Here is a 21,716-nt window from a genome sequence, read left to right as displayed (position 1 = left end):
CTCTGCTCCGGCCGCGCAACGGAACGCGCGCCACCCTGCGCCGAGTATCGGATGGTTGCTCCCTGTATGCCCGCTCACGTCATCCGGCGGGACGTGGCGGTGGCGGAGCGGGAGCATGAGGCAAACCAGGTGGACACCGCCAGTAGACTGAGTCCCATGGCAATTCTCCTTGTGCATTAGACGGCGTCGAGTCGTGAGCCCGCTGTCCCTCCGCCGTCCATACCGCCCTGGAGTTTTTCCGTGATCACCGCTTCCGGCATCGAGCTGCGTGCCGGCGCCCGCATCCTTATCGAGTCCGCCTCGTTCCGCATCGCCAAGGGCGACCGCATCGGCCTGGTCGGCCGCAACGGCGCGGGCAAGACCACCCTCACCAAGTGCCTGGCGGGGGAGGGCACGCCGGCCGGCGGCACCATCACCAAGAGCGGCGAGGTCGGCTATCTCCCGCAGGACCCGCGCACCGGTGACCTCGAGGTCCTGGCGCGCGACCGCATCCTCTCGGCCCGCGGGCTCGACGAGATCCTGCGCAGGATGCGGGAGAACGAGGAGCGGATGGCGAACGGCAAGGGCGCCACCCGAGAGAAGGCGATGAAGAAGTACGAGCGCCTGGAGACGGAGTTCCTCACCAAGGGCGGATACGCCGCCGAGGCCGAGGCCTCCACCATCGCCGCCGCGCTGAGCCTGCCCGACCGGGTGCTCGGCCAGCCGCTGCACACGCTCTCCGGTGGTCAGCGCCGTCGTGTCGAGCTCGCCCGCATCCTCTTCTCGGACGCCGACACCCTGCTCCTCGACGAGCCCACCAACCACCTCGACGCGGACTCCATCGTCTGGCTGCGGGACTACCTCAAGTCCTACCGCGGCGGCTTCATCGTGATCTCCCACGACGTCGAGCTCGTCGAGACCGTGGTCAACAAGGTGTTCTACCTCGACGCCAACCGCGCCCAGATCGACATCTACAACATGGGCTGGAAGCTCTACCAGCAGCAGCGCGAGGCCGACGAGAAGCGCCGCAAGCGCGAGCGCCAGAACGCCGAGAAGAAGGCCGCGGCGCTGAACTCGCAGGCCGACAAGATGCGCGCCAAGGCGACCAAGACCGTCGCCGCCCAGAACATGGCCAAGCGCGCCGAGCGCCTGCTCTCCGGGCTGGAGGCCGTGCGGGTCTCCGACAAGGTGGCCAAGCTGCGCTTCCCCGAGCCCTCCCCGTGCGGCAAGACCCCGCTGATGGCCGAGGGCCTCTCCAAGTCCTACGGGTCGCTGGAGATCTTCACCGACGTGGACCTCGCCATCGACAAGGGCTCCCGCGTCGTCATCCTCGGCCTCAACGGCGCGGGCAAGACCACGCTGCTGCGGCTCCTCGGCGGTGCGGAGAAGCCCGACACCGGCCAGATCATAGAGGGCCACGGCCTCAAGCTCGGCTACTACGCCCAGGAGCACGAGACCCTCGACCCGGAGCGCACCGTCCTGGAGAACATGCGCACCGCCGCGCCCGACCTCGACCTCGTCGAGGTCCGCAAGACGCTCGGTTCGTTCCTCTTCTCCGGCGACGACGTCGACAAGCCGGCCGGAGTGCTCTCCGGCGGTGAGAAGACCCGTCTCGCCCTCGCGACCCTGGTCGTCTCCTCCGCCAACGTGCTGCTGCTCGACGAGCCGACGAACAACCTCGACCCGGCCAGCCGCGAGGAGATCCTCGGCGCCCTGCGCACGTACAAGGGCGCGGTCGTCCTCGTCACCCACGACGAGGGCGCCGTCGAGGCGCTCCAGCCGGAGCGCATCATCCTGCTGCCCGACGGGGTCGAGGACCTCTGGGGTGCGGACTACCGCGACCTGGTCGCCCTCGCCTGAGCCCGGACGCGCCCCCCGGACGCGCCCCGGGGAGGTCCCGGACGCGCCCCCTCGGGGCCGTCCACGGGCCCGCTCGAACCGGTGTGGCGCCCGGTGATCCAACGCGCATGGATCATTCGGCCCATCGGTGATCCATCATCTGGGTGAGGGGGTCTCGTACCCCGGCGCGGCGCCCGGCAGATAGCTGCCGGGCGCACTCATTTCGGGCTTCTCGCCCCGTACGGCCCTGACCTGGCCGTTCTTCCCGCTGCTCGCTCCGTGGGCCTCCGGCACGCCTCTGAATGCTTGATTCCGCTTGTGTCGGAGCGTCTCAGGACGCGGAATCCCGTCGTACGTACCTTGCCGAATGGGTGGCCAGGAAGGCGGGGAGGGGTGATCATGAGAGTCCAGAGCGCACTTCCTTGAGGAGGCACGGGTGGCCGAGACTCTGAAGAAGGGCAGCCGGGTAACCGGCGCCGCGCGCGACAAGCTCGCGGCAGACCTGAAGAAGAAGTACGACTCCGGTGCGAGCATCCGGGCGCTGGCCGAGGAAACCGGCCGCTCCTACGGGTTCGTCCACCGGATGCTCAGTGAGTCAGGAGTCACGCTGCGGGGACGCGGCGGAGCGACTCGAGGCAAGAAGGCCGCTTCGGCCTGACGGCGGGCAGCGGTCAGGGGCAGGCGCAGGCCCGCCCCGGGGCTCACCGGAACACCAGGTGGCCACCCGGCCGATCGTCAGGTCGTCCGGGTGGTTACTGTTCAGTTACTTGCCAGTAAGTGCTGACAGCACCCGATCCGGAGGCGCCCCATGACCTCGCTCGACTCTGTGCTCGACAAGGACGGCGTACGGCTCACCGTCGAAGACGCGGTTGCCACGGTGACGCTCACCAACCCGGCCAAGCGCAACGCTCAGTCTCCCGCTCTGTGGCGGGCGTTGGCAGAGGCCGGACGGGCACTCCCCGGGAGCGTCAGGGTCGTCGTGCTGCGCGGCGAGGGCAAGTCCTTCTCCGCGGGCCTCGACCGGCAGGCGTTCGCCCCCGAGGGGTTCGACGGCGAGCCGTCCTTCCTCGACATGGCGCGCGGCCCGGAGTCCGAGCTCGACGCGACCATCGCCGAGTACCAGGAGGCGTTCACCTGGTGGCGCCGCAACGACATCGTGTCGATCGCGGCCGTCCAGGGGCACGCCATCGGTGCCGGCTTCCAGCTCGCCCTGGCGTGCGATCTGCGGATCGTCGCCGAGGATGTGCAGTTCGCCATGCGCGAGACCAGCCTCGGTCTGGTCCCGGACCTCACGGGCACGCACCCCCTGGTGCACCTCGTGGGATACGCCCGCGCGCTGGAGATCTGCGCCACCGGCCGCTTCGTCCACGCGGAGGAGGCCGAGCGCACCGGGCTGGCCAACCTCGTGGTCCCCGCGGACCAGCTCGACGAGGCCGGCCGGGACCTGGCCGCCGCACTGCTCGCCGCCCCGCGCGACGCGGTCGTCGAGACCAAGGCGCTGCTCGGCGGCGCCGTCTCGCGTACGTACGAGGAGCAGCGCACCGCCGAGCGGGCCGCCCAGGGCCGCCGGCTTCGCGATCTCGCGGGCATCGCGGACTGACCTGCCCCGAGCACCACGACACCCTGCCCCTCGCCGTGCGGCGAGGGGCAACGTCATTCCCGGTCCACGACGGCCGTGACCAGCACGGCGACGGCCGGGCCGCCCTCCACGGCCCCGGACACCGCGCCGCGCACCGCCCGGGCCACATCGAGTGCCCTGTGGTCCCCCGCCGTCGCGAGCTCGACCCGTACCTGCCCGTCCGCCTCCTGCACCGGGCTGCCCAGCACCCGGGTCAGCGCGACGACGCCCTGTACTCCGGCCGCCGCGGTCCCGGCGGCGCCGTCCGGCTCCGCCGCCCGGAGCTCGGCCGGTGGCGCCGTGACCGGCTCCGGTTCGTCCTCCAGCAGCTCCGTCACCCGCAGGTCCACCTCGTCGACCACCAGCCCGAGCCGCTGGGCCGCCGCCGTCAGCAGAGCCGCGCGCAACGCGTCGGCGGTTACGGTCAGTGGCCGCCTGGCCGTCGCCGCGAAGCCCGCCTCGATCCGCAGCGGGCCGGGCGGCAGGGCGCTCGGCGGCGGAGGAACCACCGGCTCCGGCGCCTCCTGCGTGTCGTCGGACGGGGCGATCCTCAGCGTCCCGAGCACCGCCCCCGAACCGGACGCGGCACCCCGCAGCACCGCTGCCGCCGCCTTCTCCGCGATCCAGGAGCCGTCCTCGGGCTCACCCAGGGGAAGCAGTCTGCCCAGGCCGAGCCGTAGGCGTACCGCAGCGGTCCATCCCTCGGCCCGGTGCGGGCCGTCAGCCGTTGTCATTGCCCCACCCTGCCCCATCCACGGCGCGGGACCGGGCAAGCGCACTTACTGTGGGCAACGGAAGTTCCACCCGCCCCGAAGGGAAGAGCGGCGATGAGCGAGACTCCACAGCGGAACCAGCCCCAGGCCCCCGGCAGTGTGCCAGGAGGGGACGACGGCAGGCAGAGCCAGTTCAGCAAGCGTGGCGGCGGAGCCCCGGGCACCCGCGGCCGTACGACCATCGCCGACGGCGTGGTCGAAAAGATCGCCGGAATGGCGGCACGCGATGTCGTCGGTGTCCACGCCATGGGCAGCGGTCTCTCCAGGACCTTCGGAGCGGTGCGCGACCGCGTCCCGGGCGGCGGCAAGTCCGTGACCCGCGGTGTCAAGGCGGAGGTCGGTGAATCGCAGACCGCCCTCGACCTGGAGATCGTCGTCGACTACGGGGTGTCGATCAGCGAGGTGGCGCGTGACGTCCGCGAGAACGTCATCGCGGCGGTCGAGCGGATGACCGGCCTGGAGGTCGTCGAGGTCAACATCGCCGTGAGCGACGTCAAGCTGCCCGACGAGGAGGACGACGAGGACGAATCCGAGTCACGCGTCCAGTAGACCTCCCACGCGCGGCAGTTGAGGAGCACACGATGAGCATGGCTGTGGTCGGCCTGGTGGCCGGCATGGCGCTCGGCTTCGCCGGTTACTTCGGCGGCTTCGGGGCCTTTCTGCTGGTGGCCGCACTGGGCGCGGTCGGCTTCGTCGCCGGCCGCTTCCTGGACGGCGACCTGGAACCCGGCGACTTCTTCCGGAGTCGCGAGCGCGGCGACCGGCGACGGTGACGGCGGCGACAGGCCGGGTCGACCCGGCCGAACGCGGGCAGACCCGGATCGCCGACCGGGTCGTCGCCAAGATCGCCGCGCAGGCGGCCAAGGAGGCCGTCGACGAGCGGCCCAAGGGCGCCGTGGCACCGCGTGCGAGCGTCACCGTGCACCGGGACACGGCACGCGTGAGGGTCAGCCTCGACCTCGCCTATCCCTGCGACATCGGCCGTCAGTGCGGCGCGGTGCGTCGTCGCGTGGCCGAGCGGGTAAGAGCCCTGGCGGGGATGGAGGTGCCCGAAGTGGCGGTGCAGGTCGAACGGCTGCATGCCTCGGGAGCGGGCACCGCACCGGAGGGGAGCATCCGATGAGCGAGCCCCAGGACCCGGAGAACAGCACGCGCCGCCTGCCCACGGTCGAACCGGCCCCGGCCGGCGGCGTCATCGAGATGGACCAGTCCGCCTCGGGCTCGACCTTCGAGCCCGCCGCCGCGCCGGACCACAAGGGCGGCCGGGCGGGACGCTTCTGGTCCCGGCGCAGGATCCCCGCCGCGGTGGTCGCCCTGATCGTCCTCGGCGGCACCGGGCTCCTCCTCTACGACATCGCGGCGGTCCGGGCCGACCACCCGGCCATGCAGTGGCGGCGCTCGGCCGCCGACGACCTGGCGAGCCGTCACCTCGACGACGTATGGGTGCTCGCCGGATCGGCCCTGGCGGCGGCGCTCGGGCTCTGGCTGCTCCTGCTGGCCCTGACCCCCGGACTGCGCGCCCTGCTCCCGATGCGCCGCGACCACCCGGGAGTCCGGGCCGGACTCGACCGGAACGCCGCCGCCCTCGTCCTGCGCGACCGGGCGGTGGAGGTGGCCGGAGTCCAGGCGGTGCGCGTGAGGTTGAGCCGCCACAAGGCGACCGTGCGGGCCCTCTCGCACTTCCGTGAACTCGACGACGTCAGGGCCGACCTGGACACCGTCCTGTCCACGGCCATCAGCGAACTCGGCCTGGCGAGGCCGCCCGGCCTCGCCGTGCACGTCAGCCGGCCGGCGAAGAAGGGGTGACCCCGTGATCGGAACCGTCAACCGGGTCCTGCTCGGCCTGGCCGGCCTGGTCCTGCTCGTCGTCGGCGGCGCCGTCCTCGCGACGGGGCTCGGTGTGTCCGTGCCCTCCTGGTGGCCCTACGACGGCAAGGACGACGTCCTGCTCAGCAGAGGTGACCGGTTCAGGTGGCGGGACGAGGGCTGGTGGTGGCCGGTGGTCATCGCGGTCCTCGCTGTCCTGGTCGTTCTCGCGCTGTGGTGGTTCCTCGCACAGCTGCGCAGGGGACGCCTCGCCGAGGTGCTGGTCGACAGCGGCGACGGAGAGGGAGCGCTGCTGCGCGGCAGGGCCCTTGAGGGCGTGCTCGGCGGTGAGGCCACCGCCCTGGACGGGGTGTCCGAGGCCAAGGTCGCCCTGACCGGCAAGCGCACCGCCCCCAGGGCCCGGGTCCGGCTGCTGATGGAGCCGCACGTCGCCCCGGCACTGGCGCTGCGCGGGCTCACCGAGGGGGCGCTGACCAACGCCAGGACCTCGGCCGGGCTGGACGAACTGCCCGCCGAGGTCCGGCTGAAGGCGGTCAAGCACCGTGCGGAGCGGGTGAGCTGACGGCGGACCGCCCGCGCGCGAGCGTCAGAAACCGTGCCGGGCGCCGCCGTCGACGGGCACCATGATGCCCGTCAGATAGGAAGCGGCGGGCGAGAGCAGGAAGGCCGAGGTCTTCCCGAACTCCTCCGGGGTGCCGTAGCGGCGCAACGGGATGCGGGCCTCGTTCGCCGCGCGGGAGGCCTCCGCGTCGCCGGACAGGGCGTCGAGCTCGCGCACCCGGTCCGTGTCGATCCGGGACGGCAGCACCCCGACGACCCGGATGCCGCGCGGGCCCAGCTCGTCGGCGAGGGACTTGGCGAAACCGGCGAGGCCGGGGCGCAGCCCGTTGGAGATGGTCAGTCCGGCGATCGGCTCGTGCACCGATCCGGACAGGACGAAGCCGATGACACCGCCCTCGCCGAGCGTCTCGGCCGCCGTGCGGGCGAGGCGCACCGCGCCCAGGAAGACCGACTCGAAGGCGGACTGCCACTGGTCGTCCGTGTTGTCGGCGAGGAAGCCCGGCGCGGGGCCGCCCACGCTGATGAGGATGCCGTCCAACCTGCCGAAGTGGTCCCTCGCGGCGTCCACCAGCCGGCGGGCGGCCAGCGGGTCGGCGTTGTCCGCGGCGATGCCGACCGCGTCCGGGCCCAGCTCCGCCGCCGCCTCCGTGGCGCTCTTCTCGTCACGGCCGGAGACGATCACCTTCGCCCCGTCGGCGGCGAGGGCGCGCGCGGTGGCGTTGCCCAGCCCGCGGGTCGCCCCGGTGACGATGTACACACGGTCCTTCAGTCCAAGATCCATGGCCCTATCCTGCCAAGTCCTCACCGGCGAGGTCGACCGCGCTGTTCACCAGGCCGATGTGGCTGAACGCCTGCGGGTAGTTGCCGAGCTGGCGGCCGGCGGCCGAGTCGTACTCCTCGGCCAGCAGCCCCACGTCGTTGCGCAGCTCCAGCAGCCGGCCGAAGAGCTCCTCGGCCTCGTCCCTGCGGCCCGTCCGCAGCAGGGCGTCGACCAGCCAGAACGAGCAGGCGATGAAGGCACCCTCGTTGCCGGGGAGACCGTCCACCGACGCGCCCTCGGTGCTGTAGCGGCGGATCAGACCGTCGTGGGCGAGCTCGTCGCGTACCGCGTCCACCGTCCCGATGACCCGTGGGTCCTCGGGCGGCAGGAAGCCGGTGCGCAGGATCAGCAGCGTCGAGGCGTCCAGCTCGTGGGAGCCGTAGTACTGGGTGAAGGTGTTGCGCACGGGGTCGTAGCCCTTCTCGCAGACCTCCGCGTGCACGGCGTCCCGCATCGCCCGCCACCGGTCGGCGTCGCCCGGGAGCCCGGGGTTCTCCTCCAGGGTCCGCACCGCGCGGTCGGCCGCGACCCAGGCCATCACCTTGGAGTGCACGAAGTGACGGCGCTCCCCGCGGACCTCCCACAGGCCCTCGTCCGGCTCGCGCCAGGTGGACTCCAGGAAGCCAAGCAGGCTCAGCTGGAGGTTCCAGGCGTGCGGCTTGTCGTCGAGCCCGGCGTCGCGGGCCAGCCTGAGCGAGTCGATGACCTCGCCGTACACATCGAGCTGCAGCTGCCGCACCGCCGCGTTGCCCGTGCGGACCGGCAGGGAGTTCTCGTAACCCCGCAGCCAGGGCAGTTCCGTCTCGGGCAGTCTGCGCTCGCCCCCGAGCCCGTACATGATCTGGAGGTCCGCGGGGTCACCGGCCACCGCGCGCAGCAGCCAGTCGCGCCACGCCGCCGCCTCCTGGAGGTATCCGGCCGAGACCATGGCGCCCAGGGTGAGGGTGGAGTCCCGCAGCCAGCAGTAGCGGTAGTCCCAGTTCCGTACGCCGCCGATCTCCTCCGGCAGCGAGGTGGTGAGGGCCGCCACGATCCCGCCGGTCGGGGCGTAGGTGAGCGCCTTCAGGGTGATCAGGGAGCGGAGCACCGCTTCCCGGTGCCTGCCCTGGTAGGTGCAGCGCGCCGCCCACTTCGCCCAGTCGGTGAGGGTGTGCTTCAGCGCCTTGTGAGGATCGATCAGCTTCGGGCGGGGGGAGTGCGAGGGGTGCCAGGTGAGGACGAACGCCACGGACTCGCCCTCGGTGACCGTGAAGGAGGAGCAGGTGCTGAACTGCTGGCCCCACGTCTTGACCGGCGGTTCGCTGCGCAGCCAGACGGAGTCCGGGCCCGCCACCGCCACCCGGTGGCCGTGCGAGCGGCGCATCCAGGGCACCACGGAGCCGAAGTCGAACCGCAGCCGCAGGACGGAGCTCATGTCGACGGTGCCGCTGACGCCCTCGACGATCCGCATGACGTCGGGCGCCTTGTCGCGCTGCGGCATGAAATCGATGACCTTGACCGTGCCGGTCCTGGTCTCCCAGAAGGTCTCCAGGACCAGGGAGTCGTCCACGTAGGCGCGACGGGTGCAGTTCTCCGTGCTGTGCGTGCCCTGGGGGGCGATGCGCCAGTGCCCGTTGTCCTCGTCGCCGAGCAGGGCCGCGAAGCAGGCGCCCGAGTCGAAGCGCGGCAGGCACAGCCAGTCGACAGAACCGTTCCTGCCGACCAGGGCGGCCGTCTGGAGATCACCGATGAGGGCGTAGTCCTCGATGCGTGGGGTCACGCTCTGGCGTCTTCCCGAACCTGGGCCCCGCTAAGCAGCGAACCCGGTTCGAACAGCCTGGTGCAGGGCCCTGAGGGCACTCCCCAGGGATCACGGGACAGCCCTCAGGCGGTCGCCGGCTCCGGCTGCTCCGCCGCCTCGTCCTCGGCGGCGGCCATGGCCTCGGCGCGGTCGCGCTTCTCACGGCGTACGAGGATGATCCACCCGACCGGGACCCCGGCGGCGAAGAGCCACCACTGGACGGCGTACGCCATGTGCGGGCCGATCGAGCCGTCGTCGGGGGCCGCGATGGTCTCGGGGCTGCCGTCGGCCGGTTCGGGAGAGGTCAGCTCCAGGTAGCCGCCGAGCACCGGGCGGCCGAGCAGGTGCGACTGCTGGGCGCTGTTGATCAGCATCACCTGGCGGTCCGGCAGGCCCTCCAGGTCCTTGATGCCGCTGGCGCTCGTCGTCTCGTCCGCCTTGAGCCTGCCCTTGACCGTGACCTCCCCGCCCGGCGGTGCCGGGACCTCGGGGAAGGACTGCTGGTCGGCCGCCGCGGGCACCCAGCCCCGGTTGACGAGGACGGTGCCGCCGCCCTTGAGGTTCAGCGGGGTCAGCACCAGTACGCCGATGCGCTCGTCCTGCGAGGTGCGGCGGCGCACGACGACCTCGTGCTCGGTGTCGAACGTGCCGGTGGCCGTCACGGCACGCCAGTAGTCGGAGCGGGGGACCGTGTGCCCGGGGGAGGTCAGCCGGGTCACGGGGACCGGGTCCGCCTCGAGGTTCCGGGTGATCAGCGCGTTCTGCTCGACCCGGTGTTCGTGCCGGTGCAGCTGCCAGAAACCCAGCTCGACCATCGTGGGAATCATCGCGAGGACGAGGAGGGTGAGAATCACCCACTGCCGGGTCAACAGGAAGCGGTACACCCCATGACCGTACAACCGGGGTCATGGGGTGCGGCACGGAGGGGTCCCCGTGCGGAGGGAGCGGGCGCTCCCACGGACCTGAGCGGCCCGTCATACTTTGTCCACGATGCCCGCCCTTCCCTCGGCGCGGGCGCAGTGGCCGCCGCAGTACCAGTGGCCGTCGACCTCGACGCCCTGGCCGATGACCTGCACCCGGCAGTGCTCACAGATGGGCGCCATGCGGTGGATGGCGCAGGAGAAGCAGTCGAAGACATGCACCGCGCCCTGCGCGTGCACCTCGAAGGACATCCCGTAATCGTTTCCGCAGACCTCACAACGTGCCATGCGCCACAGGGTGGGACGCCGGGCGGCGACGGGCGAGCGGATGCCGGGCGAGTCGCCCCCGGTTCACTCCGATGACGGTGACGGCGCGGGCAGGGAGACCGACGTCGCCGGTGCCACATCCCTCAGCAGATGGGTGAACGCGCTCTCCTCCAGGATCGGAGTGCCGAACGACTTGGCCTTCACCGTCTTGGACGTCGCCGAGTCGGGATCGTTGGTGACGAGCAGGCTCGTCAGCCGGGACACGCTCGTCGCCACATGCAGACCGGCCTCCACGGCCCGGTCCTCCAGCAGCTCCCGGTCGATCGAGGTGTCCCCGGAGAACGCCACCCGCATGCCCTGCATAAGAGGTTTGTCCGACTCGTAGCGCCCCGGATTCGGATACGGGCACGCGGGGCGCTTGCGCGAGGGGCGCCAGCTGCCCTGCCCCTGCGAGGGCCGGTACCCGGCGCGCGGGGTGACCGGGGAGTCGTGCCACTCCGTCAGCGGGCGGCACTCCAGCAGCGGCAGCCGCACACCGTCCCGGGCCGCCGCGTGCAGACTCGGGCGGAAGGCCTCCGCCAGCACCCGGGCGTCGTCGAGGGCGTGGTGCGCGCGCTGCTGCACCACGCCGAAGTGCGCGGCCAGCGACTCCAGCTTGTGGTTGGGCAGCGGGAGCCGGAGCTCCTTGGCGAGCGCGATGGTGCACAGCCGCTGCTCGACGGGCGCGGTGACCGCCGCGCGCGCGTACTCACGGGCGATCATCGACCAGTCGAACGCGGCGTTGTGGGCGACGAGCACCCGCCCCGCGAGCCGCTCCGACAGCTGCGCGGCGACCTCGGGGAAGAGCGGGGCGCCCTCCAGGACGTCGCTCGTCAGCCCGTGGATCCAGACCGGACCGGGATCGCGCTCGGGGTTCACCAGGGTGTACCAGTGGTCCTCGACGTCGCCCCGGGCGTCCAGGCGGTACACGGCAGCGGAGATTATCCGGTCGTCGCGGGCGAGTCCGGTGGTCTCCACGTCGACGACCGCGTACCCCTGGGGATACGCGGCCGGCCACGGCGCTGCGGTCTGACGGTCGTCGAGCATGGTCACAGAGAATACGGGCCGGGACCGACAGCGACCTATCCGGGCGGTCCCGCCGTGAACCCTGTGGTACTGGAGAGCAGTTGACCGGCGGCCGGAACAGCGGGTCGCGGATGCGCCGGGGAAGGGCGCGGTGAGACGCTCCCGGGGTGACGGAGACACAGGCGCAGACACACGACGAACCCCACGGCGGCGGACTCGGTGCCCGGCTCAACTGGCTGCGGGCCGCGGTGCTCGGCGCCAACGACGGAGTGGTCTCCACAGCGGGCCTGGTTGTCGGTGTGGCCGGGGCCACGGGCGACCGGTCCACCCTGCTGACGGCCGGCCTCGCGGGGCTGCTCGCCGGCTCCATGTCGATGGCGGCCGGCGAATACGTGTCGGTGTCCACCCAGCGCGACTCGGAGAAGTCCGCGCTGGAGACGGAGAAACGGGAACTCCGGGAGACCCCGGAGGCCGAGCTCGCCGAGCTGACCGGACTTCTGGAGGAGAAGGGGCTGAGCAACGAGCTCGCCCGGGAAGCCGCCGTACAGCTCACGCAGCGCGACGCGCTGCGGGCCCACGCCGAGGTCGAGCTGGGCATCGACCCGGACGAACTGACCAACCCGTGGCACGCGGCGGGAGCGAGCTTCCTGGCCTTCACGGTGGGCGCGCTGCTGCCGCTCCTGGCGATCGTGCTGCCGTCCACCTCGGTACGGCTCCCCGTCACCGTGCTCTCCGTGCTCGCGGCACTGGCCGCCACGGGCTGGTGGAGCGCCCGCCTGGGCGCGGCACCGGCCGGGCGGGCGGTGCTGCGGAACACGGCCGGGGGAGCGGTGGCCATGGCGGTGACGTACGGGGCGGGGGCGCTGCTGGGGGCGGCGGGGGTGTGAGGGCTCTGCCTGGGCGTTGCGCACGATCTGCTCCGGAGGGAAGAGCTCGGCGCCGGTGACGCTTGTCGGTCGCCGGCCGGATGAGAGCAACTTCCGTACCCGGCACGTGTGTTCCTCCCCCTGGACTACGCGCGTGCCGGAAATCCCACGACGGGGCGGTTGGTGGAAACTGCTAAACGTCCCTGACTCCGCGTCTCGCATACTTGTCGGTAACAACATCTATGCCCGGCGCCACGAGCGGCTCTACGGTGCACGCATGGAGCCGAACCTGCCCGATGTCGTGCTGTGGTCGATCCCGGCCTTCGTCCTGCTCACCGTCCTCGAAATGGTGTCGTACCGCCTGCACCCGGATGACGACGCCGCCGGGTACGACGCCAAGGACGCCGCCACCAGTGTCACGATGGGACTGGGCAGCCTGGTCTTCGACCTGTTGTGGAAGATACCCGTCGTGGCGATCTACGCCGCCCTGTACGAACTGACCCCGCTGCGCGTACCCGTCCTGTGGTGGACGGTCCTGCTGATGCTCCTCGCCCAGGACTTCTTCTACTACTGGTCCCACCGCGGCCACCACGTCATCCGCGTCCTCTGGGCCTGCCACGTGGTCCACCACTCCAGCCGGAAGTTCAACCTCACCACCGCGCTGCGCCAGCCCTGGACCTCGCTCACCTCCTGGCCCTTCTATCTGCCGCTCATCGCGCTGGGCGTGCACCCGGCCGCGCTGGCCTTCTGCTCGTCGGCGAACCTCGTCTACCAGTTCTGGGTGCACACCGAGCGGATCGACAAGCTGCCGAGGCCCTTCGAGTACGTCCTCAACACGCCCTCCCACCACCGGGTGCACCACGCCTCGCAGGGCGGTTACCTGGACCGGAACTTCGGCGGGATCCTGATCCTCTGGGACCGCCTCTTCGGCTCGTTCGCGGCCGAGACCGAGCGTCCCGTCTTCGGGCTCACCAAGAACATCACCACCTACAACCCCCTCCGCGTCGCCACCCACGAGTACGCCGCCATCGCCCGCGACGTACGGGCGGCCACCACCTGGAGCGAGCGGGCCGGCCGGATCTTCCGGGGACCGGGCTGGCAGCCGTCCGGGAGCGCGGGCACCGGCCCCGCGCCCGTCCCTCCGCGCACCGCCGCCGAGCGCACCGGATGAGCCCCCGCACGGGTGCGCCCCGCTTCGTACGCCCGCTGCTCCTCGCCTTCCTCGCCGTCGCCGCCGTCGACCTGGCCGGACTCCTTACCGGGGCGGAGACCGCGCACCTGATCGCCAAGCCGCTGCTGATGCCGCTGCTCGCCGCCTACGCCGTGGCCCGGGGAGGCCCCCGGCTCCTGACCGCCGCGCTGCTGTGCGGCTGGGCGGGCGACGTACTGCTGATGCCCGGATCGGACGCCGCGTTCCTCGCCGGGATGGGCTGCTTCGCCGCGGGGCACGTCTGCTACCTCGTGCTCTTCGGGCGCGACCGTCCGCGCTTCCCCCTGGGACTCGTGTACGCCGCGGCCCTCGTGGTCCTCGTCGCCCTCCTGTGGCCCGGGCTGCCGGGCGGGCTGCGGATTCCGCTGACCGGGTACAGCCTGCTGCTGACCGCGGTGGCCTGGCGGTCCGGCTCCCTCGGGTGGCGGGCGGGGGCGGGCGGCGCGCTCTTCCTGCTCTCCGACGCGCTGATCGCCACCGGCATCGCCGACTGGACGCCGCTCCCCGGCCACGACTTCTGGATCATGCTGACCTATATCGCCGCGCAGTACCTGCTCACGCGGGGGGCGCTCGGCGGAGCGGAGGATTCCACCGGCGCCGCCCCTGGGGCGTACCGTGAGAGGAGTATCAGAATCTGAGACGATCGAGGATCTCCACGCATGCGCGCCACCGTCATCCACGCCCCTCACGACATCCGGGTCGAGGAGGTGCCCGACCCCCGGGTCCAGCAGCCCACCGACGTGGTCCTGCGGGTCCTGCGGGCCTGTATCTGCGGCAGTGACCTGTGGGCCTACCGGGGCGAATCGGCCCGGCAGCCCGGCCAGCGCATCGGCCACGAGTTCCTCGGCGTCGTCGAGGAGGCCGGCTCCGGGGTCAACGGCTTCGCCGTCGGCGACCTCGTCGTCGCCCCCTTCGTCTGGTCCGACGGCACCTGCACCTACTGCGCCGAAGGGCTCACCACCTCCTGCCCCCGGGGCGGCTTCTGGGGTTCGGTCGGTTCGGACGGCGGCCAGGGCGAGGCCGTCCGCGTCCCGTTCGCCGACGGCACCCTGGTGAAGCTCCCCGCGGCCGCCGCCTCCGACGACCGCCTGCTGACCGCGCTCCTGGCGCTCTCCGACGTCCTGGGCACCGGGCACCACGCGGCGCTCGGCGCGGGCGTGAAGCCCGGCAGCACCGTCGCGGTCGTCGGTGACGGCGCGGTCGGCCTGTGCGGCGTCATGGCCGCCAAGCGGCTCGGCGCCGAGCGGATCATCGCCCTGGGCCGCCACCAGGCCCGTACCGACATCGCCCGCGCCTTCGGAGCCACGGACGTCGTCGCCGAGCGCGGCGAGGCGGCTCTCGCGGCCGTACGGGAGCTGACGCGCGGCGAGGGCACCCACGGGGTCATCGAGGCGGTCGGCACCGAGCAGTCGATGCGCACGGCCCTCGGCATCGTGCGCGACGGCGGCTCCGTCGGATACGTCGGAGTCCCCCACGGCAGCGGCACCGGCGTGGACCTCGGTGTCATGTTCGACCGGAACGTCGCCCTGCGCGGAGGCGTCGCCCCCGTGCGCGCGTACATCCCGGAGCTGCTCCCCGACGTGCTGGACGGCACGATCGACCCCTCGCCCGTCTTCGACCTGACCGTCGGGCTGGACGGGGTGCCGGGCGGCTACAAGGCGATGGACGAGCGCACGGCGCTGAAGGTCCTCGTCAAGCCGTAGCGCCCGCCGTACGCGGGAGGGGCCGGGGACAGCTGTCCCCGGCCCCTCCTTTCACGCCGTGCCTCGCCGGTTACCTGGTGACCGCGTCCAGCGCGTCCACGACACCGGCTCCGTAGAAGCCGTTGTACCGGGTGCCGCCCTCGCAGACCGCGTCCACGGTGCCGTCACCGTCGATGTCGTACGGCGCGCCGCACGCGGTGGCGTCGGCCTGGTGCGTCAGCAGTGCCTTCACCGCCGCCGCGGAGGCACGCGGATGGGACGACTTGATCAGGGCCGCGACGCCCGCGACGTGCGGGGACGCCATCGACGTGCCGGCCTTGTAGTTGTAGCCGCCGCCGACCGTCGTCGACAGGACCAGACCGCTGACGGCCGGAGCATCGGGCGTCTGGTAGCGCGTCGAGTCACCGCCCGGGGCCGCGACGTCGATGACCCCGAGACCGTAGTTGGAGTACGAGGACTTCAGGCCCTTCGCCCCCGTCGCGGAGACCGTCACGACTCCCGGCAGCATGGTCGGGATGTCGGGGCAGGCGCTCGGGTCGATCGTGCGGGTGACCGTCGTCGTGTCGTTGGGGCTCGTCGTGTCCTCGATGGCGTCGAGCGCCAGGTCGTGGTCGGAGTTGCCGGCCGCGGCGACGTTGACGACGCCCTTGCCCTCCGCGTAACGGGTGGCGCGGGTGATCGCCTCGACCAGGGCGCCCTGGTCCGGGTCGTTCTTGCAGTTGAACAGCCAGGGGTCGGTGTAATAGCTGTTGTTGGTCACATCGACGCCGTGCTCGGCGGCCCAGACGAAGCCGCAGACGACGGCCTCGGTGTAGAAGAAGCCGGCGGGCGTGGACACCTTGATGCCGGAGACCTTCACCCCGGGTGCGACGCCGGTGACGCCGACGCCGTTCTTCGCCGCGGCTATGGTGCCCGCGACGTGCGTTCCGTGGTCGCTCTCGCCGGCCGCGGGACGCCAGGCGCCGTCGGTGGTGTCCGGGGCACCGGACACGCAGTTCACCGAGGCCTCACGGTCGAAGTTCGGCGCCAGGTCCGGGTGGGTGTCGTCCACGCCCGTGTCGATGACGGCGACCGTGACCTTGCTGCTGCCGAGCGACTTCTGGTGCGCCTTGTCCGCCTTGATGGCGGGCAGGTCCCACTGCAGGGGCTCCAGCGGGTCCTGGCCGGCCGTCGCCTCGGCGGCGGCGGCCTGCGCCTGCCCGGCGGAGAGCGGCTGGCCGACCCCGATGTCCTTGGTCGCCTGCGGGACGATCGGGTTGGTGCGCGTGGCGCCCGCCGACTGGACGCCCTTGGCCTTGCGGATCGTCGCGCCGAAGTCCGGGTTCTTCGAGTGGACGACGATGACGCCGATCCTGTCGTACGACGTGACGACCGTCCCGCCGGCCGCGGATATCGCCTTGCGGACCTGCTTGACGGTGCCGTGACCCGCCCGCGTGTTCACGACGTACGACAGCTGGGGGCCGTCCGCCGATACCGCCGCCGGCTCCTCAGCGGGTGCCGCGGCCGCGGTCCCCGTCGGGAGGAAACCGAGCGAGGCCGTGAGCGCGAGTCCGACGGGCAGCGTGAGTACGCGTGTCCGTCTGGATGCCAGATGAGCCATGGGTTCTCCACATCATCCGTGCCAGTGGTCCGGACACAGGTGTGTCCGGTCCGGTACATGACCAGTGAAGTTATCGCTGATCTTCCCCGCGCATCAATGAATACGGGCAAGTGAGTTCGAGGTGTGACCTCCGGGAGGTGCGTCCACGCGGCCACTCCGCAGAAGACCGAACCTGCGGTGAACCGCTTCGCCGCGCTCTCCGTGCCGTTGCACAGGGAGCCGTGCACCAGCCCCGAGCAGCAGAGGACTCCCTGTGAAATCCACCGTGCCCACCACCGCACCCGCGTCGCGAGGAGAATCCGTGGCTACCGAAGCACCGCCGCCCCAGAAGCGTGAGGACGACAGCCCCGTCCAGCCCACGACGGAGGCGTTCCTCGAGGCGCAGAACAGCGCGGAGTTCACCGAACTGCGCCGCTCCCACCGCTCGTTCGCCTTCCCGCTGACCGTGGGCTTCATCGCCTGGTACCTGCTGTACGTGCTGCTGTCCAGCTATGCCGGTGACTTCATGGGCACCAAGGTCGTCGCCAACTTCAACGTGGCCTTCGTCTTCGGCCTCGCCCAGTTCGCCACCACGTTCCTCATCGCCTGGTTCTACTCGCGCCACGCCACGAACAAGCTCGACCCGAAGGCGGCAGCCATCAAGTCCCGTCTGGAGGCCGACGCATGAGCGCCGTGTACGAATCCCACGCAGCGATCCAGCTGGCCGCCTCCTCCACGACGGAGCACCGGCCGCTGATCATCACCCTCTTCGCGGTCTTCGTCGCCGCGACCCTGGGCATCACCGTCTGGGCGGGCCGGCAGACCAAGAGCGCCTCCGACTTCTACGCCGGCGGACGGCAGTTCACCGCCTTCCAGAACGGCCTCGCCGTCTCCGGCGACTACATGTCGGCGGCGTCCTTCCTCGGAATCGCCGGGGCCATCGCGCTCTTCGGATACGACGGCTTCCTCTACTCCATCGGCTTCCTCGTCGCCTGGCTGGTGGCCCTGCTGCTTGTCGCCGAGCCCCTGCGCAACTCCGGCCGGTACACCATGGGCGACGTCCTCGCCTACCGGATGCGCCAGCGGCCGGTGCGCACCGCCGCGGGTGTCTCCACCATCGTCGTGTCGATCTTCTACCTGCTCGCCCAGATGGCCGGCGCGGGCGTGCTCGTCGCTCTGCTGCTCGGGATCACCAGCGACGCCGGCAAGATCCTCATCGTCGCGCTGGTCGGCGTACTCATGATCCTCTACGTCACCATCGGCGGCATGAAGGGCACCACCTGGGTCCAGATGGTCAAGGCCGTGCTGCTCATCGCGGGCGCGCTGCTGATGACCCTCATGGTGCTCTGGAAGTTCGACTTCAACGTCTCCGACCTGCTGGGCACCGCCGCGGAGAAGAGCGGCCACGGCGCGGCCTTCCTGGAGCCCGGCCTGAAGTACGGCGCGACGGGTACGTCGAAGCTGGACTTCATCTCGCTCGGCATCGCGCTGGTGCTCGGCACCGCGGGCCTGCCGCACATCCTGATCCGCTTCTACACCGTCCCGACCGCCAAGGCCGCCCGTAAGTCCGTGAACTGGGCCATCGGCATCATCGGCGCCTTCTACCTGATGACGATCGCCCTCGGCTTCGGCGCCGCGGCGCTCATCGGGCCCGAGGAGATCAAGGCGAAGAACCCGGCGGGCAACGCGGCGGCGCCCCAGCTCGCCGAGTACCTCGGCGGGGTCGGCACCACCGGCGGCGCCATCATGCTCGCCGTCATCTCCGCCGTCGCCTTCGCGACGATCCTCGCCGTGGTCGCGGGCCTCACCCTCGCCTCCTCGTCCTCCTTCGCCCACGACATCTACGCCAACGTCATCCGCAAGGGGAAGGCGACCGAGAAGGAGGAGATGAGCGCGGCCCGCTGGGCCACCGTCGCCATCGGTGTCGTCTCCATCGGGCTCGGCGCGATGGCCCGCGACCTGAACGTCGCCGGACTGGTCGCCCTGGCCTTCGCGGTCGCCGCGTCGGCCAACCTGCCGACGATCCTCTACAGCCTGTTCTGGAAGCGCTTCACCACCCAGGGCGCGCTCTGGTCCATCTACGGCGGCCTCGCCTCGTCCGTGCTGCTGGTGCTCTTCTCGCCGGTCGTCTCCGGCAAGGCCTCCTCCATGTTCCCGGACGTGGACTTCGCCTGGTTCCCGCTGGAGAACCCGGGCCTCATCTCCATCCCGCTGGGCTTCCTGCTCGGCTGGCTCGGCTCCATCCTCTCCAAGGAGGTGCCGGACAAGGGCAAGTACGCCGAACTCGAGGTCAAGTCCCTCACCGGCACCGGAGCCCACTGACCGGCCCGCCGCACCATCCGCCGGGGCCCCGTCGTAGAGAGCTACGACGGGGCCCCGCCGCACCTCGTGCCAACCGAGCCTCCTGGATGTCACAGGTCTCGCGTAGTCTCGGAGGAGTCAGACCGCATCCGCGGACATCACCGGGGGAGGGGGCCCACAGTGCTCATCGACACCTACGGCCGGGTCGCCACCGACCTGCGTGTTTCACTGACCGACAAGTGCAATCTCCGCTGCACCTACTGCATGCCCGAAGAGGGCCTCCAGTGGCTGACCAAGTCCGAGCTGCTCAGCGACGACGAGATCGTCAGGCTCATCCGCATCGCCGTCACCGGCCTCGGCGTCAGGGAAGTCCGCTTCACCGGCGGCGAGCCGCTGCTCCGCCCCGGACTGGTGTCCATCGTCGAGCGCTGCGCCGCCCTGGAGCCCCGCCCCAGGATGTCGCTCACCACCAACGGCATCGGGCTCAAGCGCACCGCAGCCGCTCTGAAGGCCGCGGGCCTGGACCGGGTCAACGTATCCCTGGACACCCTGCGCCCCGACGTGTTCAAGACGCTCACCCGCCGTGACCGGCACAAGGACGTCCTGGACGGGCTCCTGGCCGCCCGGGAGGCCGGACTCACCCCCGTGAAGGTCAACACGGTGCTGATGCCCGGGCTCAACGAGGACGAGGCCCCCGAGCTCCTCGCCTGGGCCGTGGAGCACGACTACGAGCTCCGCTTCATCGAGCAGATGCCGCTCGACGCCCAGCACGGCTGGAAGCGCGACGGGATGATCACCGCGGGCGACATCCTGGCCTCGCTGCGCACCCGCTTCACCCTCACCGACGAAGGGGACGAGGAGCGCGGATCGGCTCCCGCCGAGCGCTGGACAGTGGACGGCGGCCCCCATCGCGTGGGCGTCATCGCCTCCGTGACCAGGCCCTTCTGCAGCGCCTGCGACCGCACCCGGCTCACCGCCGACGGACAGGTCCGCACCTGCCTCTTCGCCCGCGAGGAGACCGACCTGCGCGGCGCCCTGCGCTCCGACGCGCCGGACGAGGAGATCGCCAGGATCTGGAAGCTCGCGATGTGGGGCAAGAAGGCGGGCTCCGGTCTCGACGACCCCGCCTTCCTCCAGCCCGACCGCCCGATGTCAGCGATCGGTGGCTGAGGACTCCCACTCCTCCAGCGTCACGACGTCCTTCAGGAAGCCGCGCACCCCGAGGAACGAGGAGAGGTGCTCCTTGTGCTCGTCGCAGGCCAGCCAGGTCTTGCGGCGGTCCGGAGTGTGGAGCTTCGGGTTGTTCCAGGCCAGCACCCACACGGCGTCGGCGCGACAGCCCTTGGCGGAGCAGACCGGAGCACCGGTGGCGCTCTCGGCGGAGGTATCGGGGAAGTTCACGGCCTCAACCCTAAGGGTCCCGCCGGAAGGCCCCGCGACGCATCCCCATCGGAGAAAGGGCGACGCCGAGCAGCCACGGGGGGAGCTGCCCGGCGTCGGTCCGTCGCTCCGACGGGGGATGCGGAGCGCTCACGAAGTATGCCACGCGGACCGGGGTCCGGTGCACCTGAACGCCGTGATTGATCTGAGCTTTTCTTGAGCTTTACGGGCCGTCGCGGGTCAGTCCGCGCTGCGCGGATCGTTACCCCGGCCGGCCTGCCCGGGCTCTGCCGCGGACTCCGCTGCCGGCTCCGAAGCGCCCGCCGCCGCAGCCGTGCCGAGGGCGGGCCGCATCGGCGTGGGCACGAAGGTCGAAGGCAGCGAAGGGGTGTTCTCCCGGCCCGCGTTGGCGATGACCACCGCGACATACGGGAGCAGAACGCCCAACGCGAGCGCCACCACGGCCACATGCCTCTCGACGTTCCACAGGGTCGCGGCCAGCACCACCGAGACGGTGCGCACGGACATGGAGATGATGTAGCGCCGCTGCCTGCCGCGCACGTCGTCGGCAAGTCCCTGCCGCGCGCCCGTGATCCGGTAGACCTCCGCGCCGCTCTGCTTCCGCATCGTGACTCCACCACCACGTCTCTGTGCCGGACATCCCCGTACGGCGCCGCTCCTACGGTACGCCCGCCGTCCGCCGCGTTCGAGACCGGGGTATGTCCCGTTCATACCGGTCCGGGGCGCCGTCCCACGTACGGCCCTGTCCAGCATGCGGCGTACGTCCGGTGGGCCGAGACTGGGCGAACGTGCGCACACCGCGCCGCACGAGGAGGCGATATGAGCTGGTTGTGGGCAATCATCGTGGGTCTGGTGCTGGGTGTGATCGCCCGGGCCATCCTGCCGGGCAAGCAGGACATCCCTCTCTGGCTGACGACCGTCTTCGGCATCCTCGGCAGCATCCTGGGCAACGCGGTCGCCGGCTGGATCGGTGTCAGGGACACCTCCGGCATCGACTGGACCCGCCATGTGCTGCAGCTGATCGGTGCCGTGGCCGTCGTCGGTGTCGGTGACATGGTCTGGCAGTCCGTCAAGGGCAACCGGAGCAAGCGCCAGAGAACCTGACCCCGGGCCGAACGGCAGTGCGGCCGGTCACGCGAGACGCGCCCCGCCGCCGCTCCGCACGAGACCTACCTCGCCATATCCCTTGACCTGAAGGCCGCCAAGC

At 71.3% G+C, this 21,716-nt stretch carries 26 protein-coding genes; 16 read left to right on the top strand and 10 right to left on the bottom strand.

All coding sequences use genetic code 11. The features are described from left to right. Window positions 1-240: 240 nt before the first annotated feature. On the top strand, window positions 241-1,839 hold the full coding sequence (locus ACWCQM_RS29010) for an ABC-F family ATP-binding cassette domain-containing protein (protein WP_267076445.1): 1,599 nt from the start codon (window positions 241-243) through the stop codon (window positions 1,837-1,839). 135 nt (window positions 1,840-1,974) lie between these two features. On the opposite strand, the gene ACWCQM_RS29005 is transcribed toward ACWCQM_RS29010, so the two are convergent. Beyond that, window positions 1,975-2,112 carry a hypothetical protein gene (locus ACWCQM_RS29005; RefSeq protein WP_450918063.1) on the bottom strand — a complete coding sequence of 46 codons (138 nt, stop codon included), beginning with the start codon at window positions 2,110-2,112 and terminating at the stop codon, window positions 1,975-1,977. Between the two features lie 142 nt (window positions 2,113-2,254). On the opposite strand from ACWCQM_RS29005, the gene ACWCQM_RS29000 reads away from it, so the two are divergent. Both ACWCQM_RS29000 and ACWCQM_RS28995 read left to right on the top strand, forming a co-directional pair. Further along, window positions 2,255-2,476, top strand: a complete 222-nt coding sequence (locus tag ACWCQM_RS29000) for a helix-turn-helix domain-containing protein (RefSeq protein ID WP_006123601.1) — start codon at window positions 2,255-2,257, stop codon at window positions 2,474-2,476. A gap of 150 nt (window positions 2,477-2,626) precedes the next feature. Then, entirely contained in the window at window positions 2,627-3,418 is a 792-nt protein-coding gene (locus ACWCQM_RS28995) for an enoyl-CoA hydratase/isomerase family protein (protein ID WP_073747921.1), read from the top strand. Window positions 3,419-3,471: 53 nt separating this feature from the next. Here ACWCQM_RS28995 and ACWCQM_RS28990 read toward each other — a convergent pair whose 3' ends face one another. Then, window positions 3,472-4,170, bottom strand: a complete 699-nt coding sequence (locus ACWCQM_RS28990; protein WP_450918062.1) for a hypothetical protein — start codon at window positions 4,168-4,170, stop codon at window positions 3,472-3,474. 93 nt (window positions 4,171-4,263) lie between these two features. Here ACWCQM_RS28990 and ACWCQM_RS28985 point away from each other — a divergent pair, with 93 nt between their 5' ends. The 5 genes from ACWCQM_RS28985 to amaP are packed head-to-tail and all read left to right on the top strand — an operon-like array spanning window position 4,264 to window position 6,598. Then, window positions 4,264-4,758: an Asp23/Gls24 family envelope stress response protein gene (locus tag ACWCQM_RS28985; protein ID WP_450918061.1), complete on the top strand. Its 495-nt coding sequence runs from the start codon at window positions 4,264-4,266 to the stop codon at window positions 4,756-4,758. A 32-nt stretch (window positions 4,759-4,790) separates the two neighbouring features. Further along, window positions 4,791-4,982, top strand: a complete 192-nt coding sequence (locus ACWCQM_RS28980) for a hypothetical protein (protein WP_031099868.1) — start codon at window positions 4,791-4,793, stop codon at window positions 4,980-4,982. Then, window positions 4,979-5,332, top strand: a complete 354-nt coding sequence (locus ACWCQM_RS28975; protein WP_450918060.1) for a hypothetical protein — start codon at window positions 4,979-4,981, stop codon at window positions 5,330-5,332. The genes ACWCQM_RS28980 and ACWCQM_RS28975 overlap by 4 nt, the downstream gene beginning before the upstream one ends. Then, window positions 5,329-6,015 carry a DUF6286 domain-containing protein gene (locus tag ACWCQM_RS28970; protein ID WP_450918059.1) on the top strand — a complete coding sequence of 229 codons (687 nt, stop codon included), beginning with the start codon at window positions 5,329-5,331 and terminating at the stop codon, window positions 6,013-6,015. Before ACWCQM_RS28975 ends, ACWCQM_RS28970 begins: the two co-directional genes overlap by 4 nt. 4 nt (window positions 6,016-6,019) lie before the next feature. Then, window positions 6,020-6,598: an alkaline shock response membrane anchor protein AmaP gene (gene amaP, locus ACWCQM_RS28965; RefSeq protein ID WP_450918058.1), complete on the top strand. Its 579-nt coding sequence runs from the start codon at window positions 6,020-6,022 to the stop codon at window positions 6,596-6,598. A 24-nt stretch (window positions 6,599-6,622) separates the two neighbouring features. Here amaP and ACWCQM_RS28960 read toward each other — a convergent pair whose 3' ends face one another. The 5 genes from ACWCQM_RS28960 to ACWCQM_RS28940 all read right to left on the bottom strand — a co-directional run bounded on the left by ACWCQM_RS28960 (window position 6,623) and on the right by ACWCQM_RS28940 (window position 11,476). Beyond that, window positions 6,623-7,378 carry an SDR family oxidoreductase gene (locus ACWCQM_RS28960; protein ID WP_450918057.1) on the bottom strand — a complete coding sequence of 252 codons (756 nt, stop codon included), beginning with the start codon at window positions 7,376-7,378 and terminating at the stop codon, window positions 6,623-6,625. Between the two features lie 4 nt (window positions 7,379-7,382). Then, the gene (locus ACWCQM_RS28955; protein WP_450918056.1) at window positions 7,383-9,176 is read right to left on the bottom strand and encodes a glycoside hydrolase family 15 protein; all 1,794 of its coding nucleotides are present in this window, start codon (window positions 9,174-9,176) and stop codon (window positions 7,383-7,385) included. Window positions 9,177-9,280: 104 nt separating this feature from the next. Beyond that, the gene (locus ACWCQM_RS28950) at window positions 9,281-10,081 is read right to left on the bottom strand and encodes an SURF1 family cytochrome oxidase biogenesis protein (protein ID WP_450918055.1); all 801 of its coding nucleotides are present in this window, start codon (window positions 10,079-10,081) and stop codon (window positions 9,281-9,283) included. A 90-nt stretch (window positions 10,082-10,171) separates the two neighbouring features. After that, on the bottom strand, window positions 10,172-10,405 hold the full coding sequence (locus ACWCQM_RS28945; protein WP_073747930.1) for a hypothetical protein: 234 nt from the start codon (window positions 10,403-10,405) through the stop codon (window positions 10,172-10,174). Window positions 10,406-10,468: 63 nt separating this feature from the next. Beyond that, a complete protein-coding gene (locus ACWCQM_RS28940; protein ID WP_450918054.1) occupies window positions 10,469-11,476 on the bottom strand; it encodes a DEDDh family exonuclease in 1,008 nt (335 codons plus the stop codon). Between the two features lie 140 nt (window positions 11,477-11,616). Here ACWCQM_RS28940 and ACWCQM_RS28935 point away from each other — a divergent pair, with 140 nt between their 5' ends. The 4 genes from ACWCQM_RS28935 (at window position 11,617) to ACWCQM_RS28920 (ending at window position 15,228) form a co-directional block, all read left to right on the top strand. Further along, window positions 11,617-12,336: a VIT1/CCC1 transporter family protein gene (locus ACWCQM_RS28935; RefSeq protein WP_450918053.1), complete on the top strand. Its 720-nt coding sequence runs from the start codon at window positions 11,617-11,619 to the stop codon at window positions 12,334-12,336. A 256-nt stretch (window positions 12,337-12,592) separates the two neighbouring features. Further along, window positions 12,593-13,486 (top strand): sterol desaturase family protein, encoded by an 894-nt coding sequence (locus tag ACWCQM_RS28930; protein ID WP_450918052.1) that lies wholly within the window; start codon window positions 12,593-12,595, stop codon window positions 13,484-13,486. Next, on the top strand, window positions 13,483-14,163 hold the full coding sequence (locus ACWCQM_RS28925; RefSeq protein WP_450918051.1) for a lysoplasmalogenase: 681 nt from the start codon (window positions 13,483-13,485) through the stop codon (window positions 14,161-14,163). Before ACWCQM_RS28930 ends, ACWCQM_RS28925 begins: the two co-directional genes overlap by 4 nt. A gap of 21 nt (window positions 14,164-14,184) precedes the next feature. Further along, complete coding sequence (locus ACWCQM_RS28920) at window positions 14,185-15,228, top strand: zinc-dependent alcohol dehydrogenase family protein (protein ID WP_450918050.1); 1,044 nt, start codon at window positions 14,185-14,187, stop codon at window positions 15,226-15,228. A gap of 70 nt (window positions 15,229-15,298) precedes the next feature. Here the strand turns inward: ACWCQM_RS28920 and ACWCQM_RS28915 are convergent, their stop codons facing one another. After that, the gene (locus tag ACWCQM_RS28915; protein ID WP_450918049.1) at window positions 15,299-16,828 is read right to left on the bottom strand and encodes a S8 family peptidase; all 1,530 of its coding nucleotides are present in this window, start codon (window positions 16,826-16,828) and stop codon (window positions 15,299-15,301) included. Between the two features lie 301 nt (window positions 16,829-17,129). Here ACWCQM_RS28915 and ACWCQM_RS28910 point away from each other — a divergent pair, with 301 nt between their 5' ends. The 3 genes from ACWCQM_RS28910 to moaA all read left to right on the top strand — a co-directional run bounded on the left by ACWCQM_RS28910 (window position 17,130) and on the right by moaA (window position 20,278). Beyond that, the gene (locus ACWCQM_RS28910) at window positions 17,130-17,495 is read left to right on the top strand and encodes a DUF485 domain-containing protein (RefSeq protein ID WP_267076461.1); all 366 of its coding nucleotides are present in this window, start codon (window positions 17,130-17,132) and stop codon (window positions 17,493-17,495) included. Beyond that, window positions 17,492-19,129 (top strand): solute symporter family protein, encoded by a 1,638-nt coding sequence (locus ACWCQM_RS28905; RefSeq protein WP_450918048.1) that lies wholly within the window; start codon window positions 17,492-17,494, stop codon window positions 19,127-19,129. The genes ACWCQM_RS28910 and ACWCQM_RS28905 overlap by 4 nt, the downstream gene beginning before the upstream one ends. Window positions 19,130-19,288: 159 nt before the next feature. Then, complete coding sequence (moaA, locus tag ACWCQM_RS28900; RefSeq protein WP_450918047.1) at window positions 19,289-20,278, top strand: GTP 3',8-cyclase MoaA; 990 nt, start codon at window positions 19,289-19,291, stop codon at window positions 20,276-20,278. Here the strand turns inward: moaA and ACWCQM_RS28895 are convergent. Both ACWCQM_RS28895 and ACWCQM_RS28890 read right to left on the bottom strand, forming a co-directional pair. Then, window positions 20,261-20,509, bottom strand: a complete 249-nt coding sequence (locus ACWCQM_RS28895) for a hypothetical protein (RefSeq protein ID WP_073747941.1) — start codon at window positions 20,507-20,509, stop codon at window positions 20,261-20,263. The genes moaA and ACWCQM_RS28895 overlap by 18 nt on opposite strands. A 219-nt stretch (window positions 20,510-20,728) precedes the next feature. Then, a complete protein-coding gene (locus tag ACWCQM_RS28890; protein WP_450918046.1) occupies window positions 20,729-21,115 on the bottom strand; it encodes a DUF3099 domain-containing protein in 387 nt (128 codons plus the stop codon). A 213-nt stretch (window positions 21,116-21,328) separates the two neighbouring features. On the opposite strand from ACWCQM_RS28890, the gene ACWCQM_RS28885 reads away from it, so the two are divergent. Then, window positions 21,329-21,613, top strand: coding sequence for a GlsB/YeaQ/YmgE family stress response membrane protein (locus tag ACWCQM_RS28885; RefSeq protein WP_450918045.1), 285 nt, complete (start codon window positions 21,329-21,331; stop codon window positions 21,611-21,613). The last annotated feature ends 103 nt before the right edge of the window (window positions 21,614-21,716 follow it).

The sequence above is a fragment of the Streptomyces sp. NPDC002125 genome (assembly GCF_053593715.1).
Note: the sequence above shows the minus strand (reverse complement) of the source record. Positions and strands in the feature narration are given on the sequence as shown.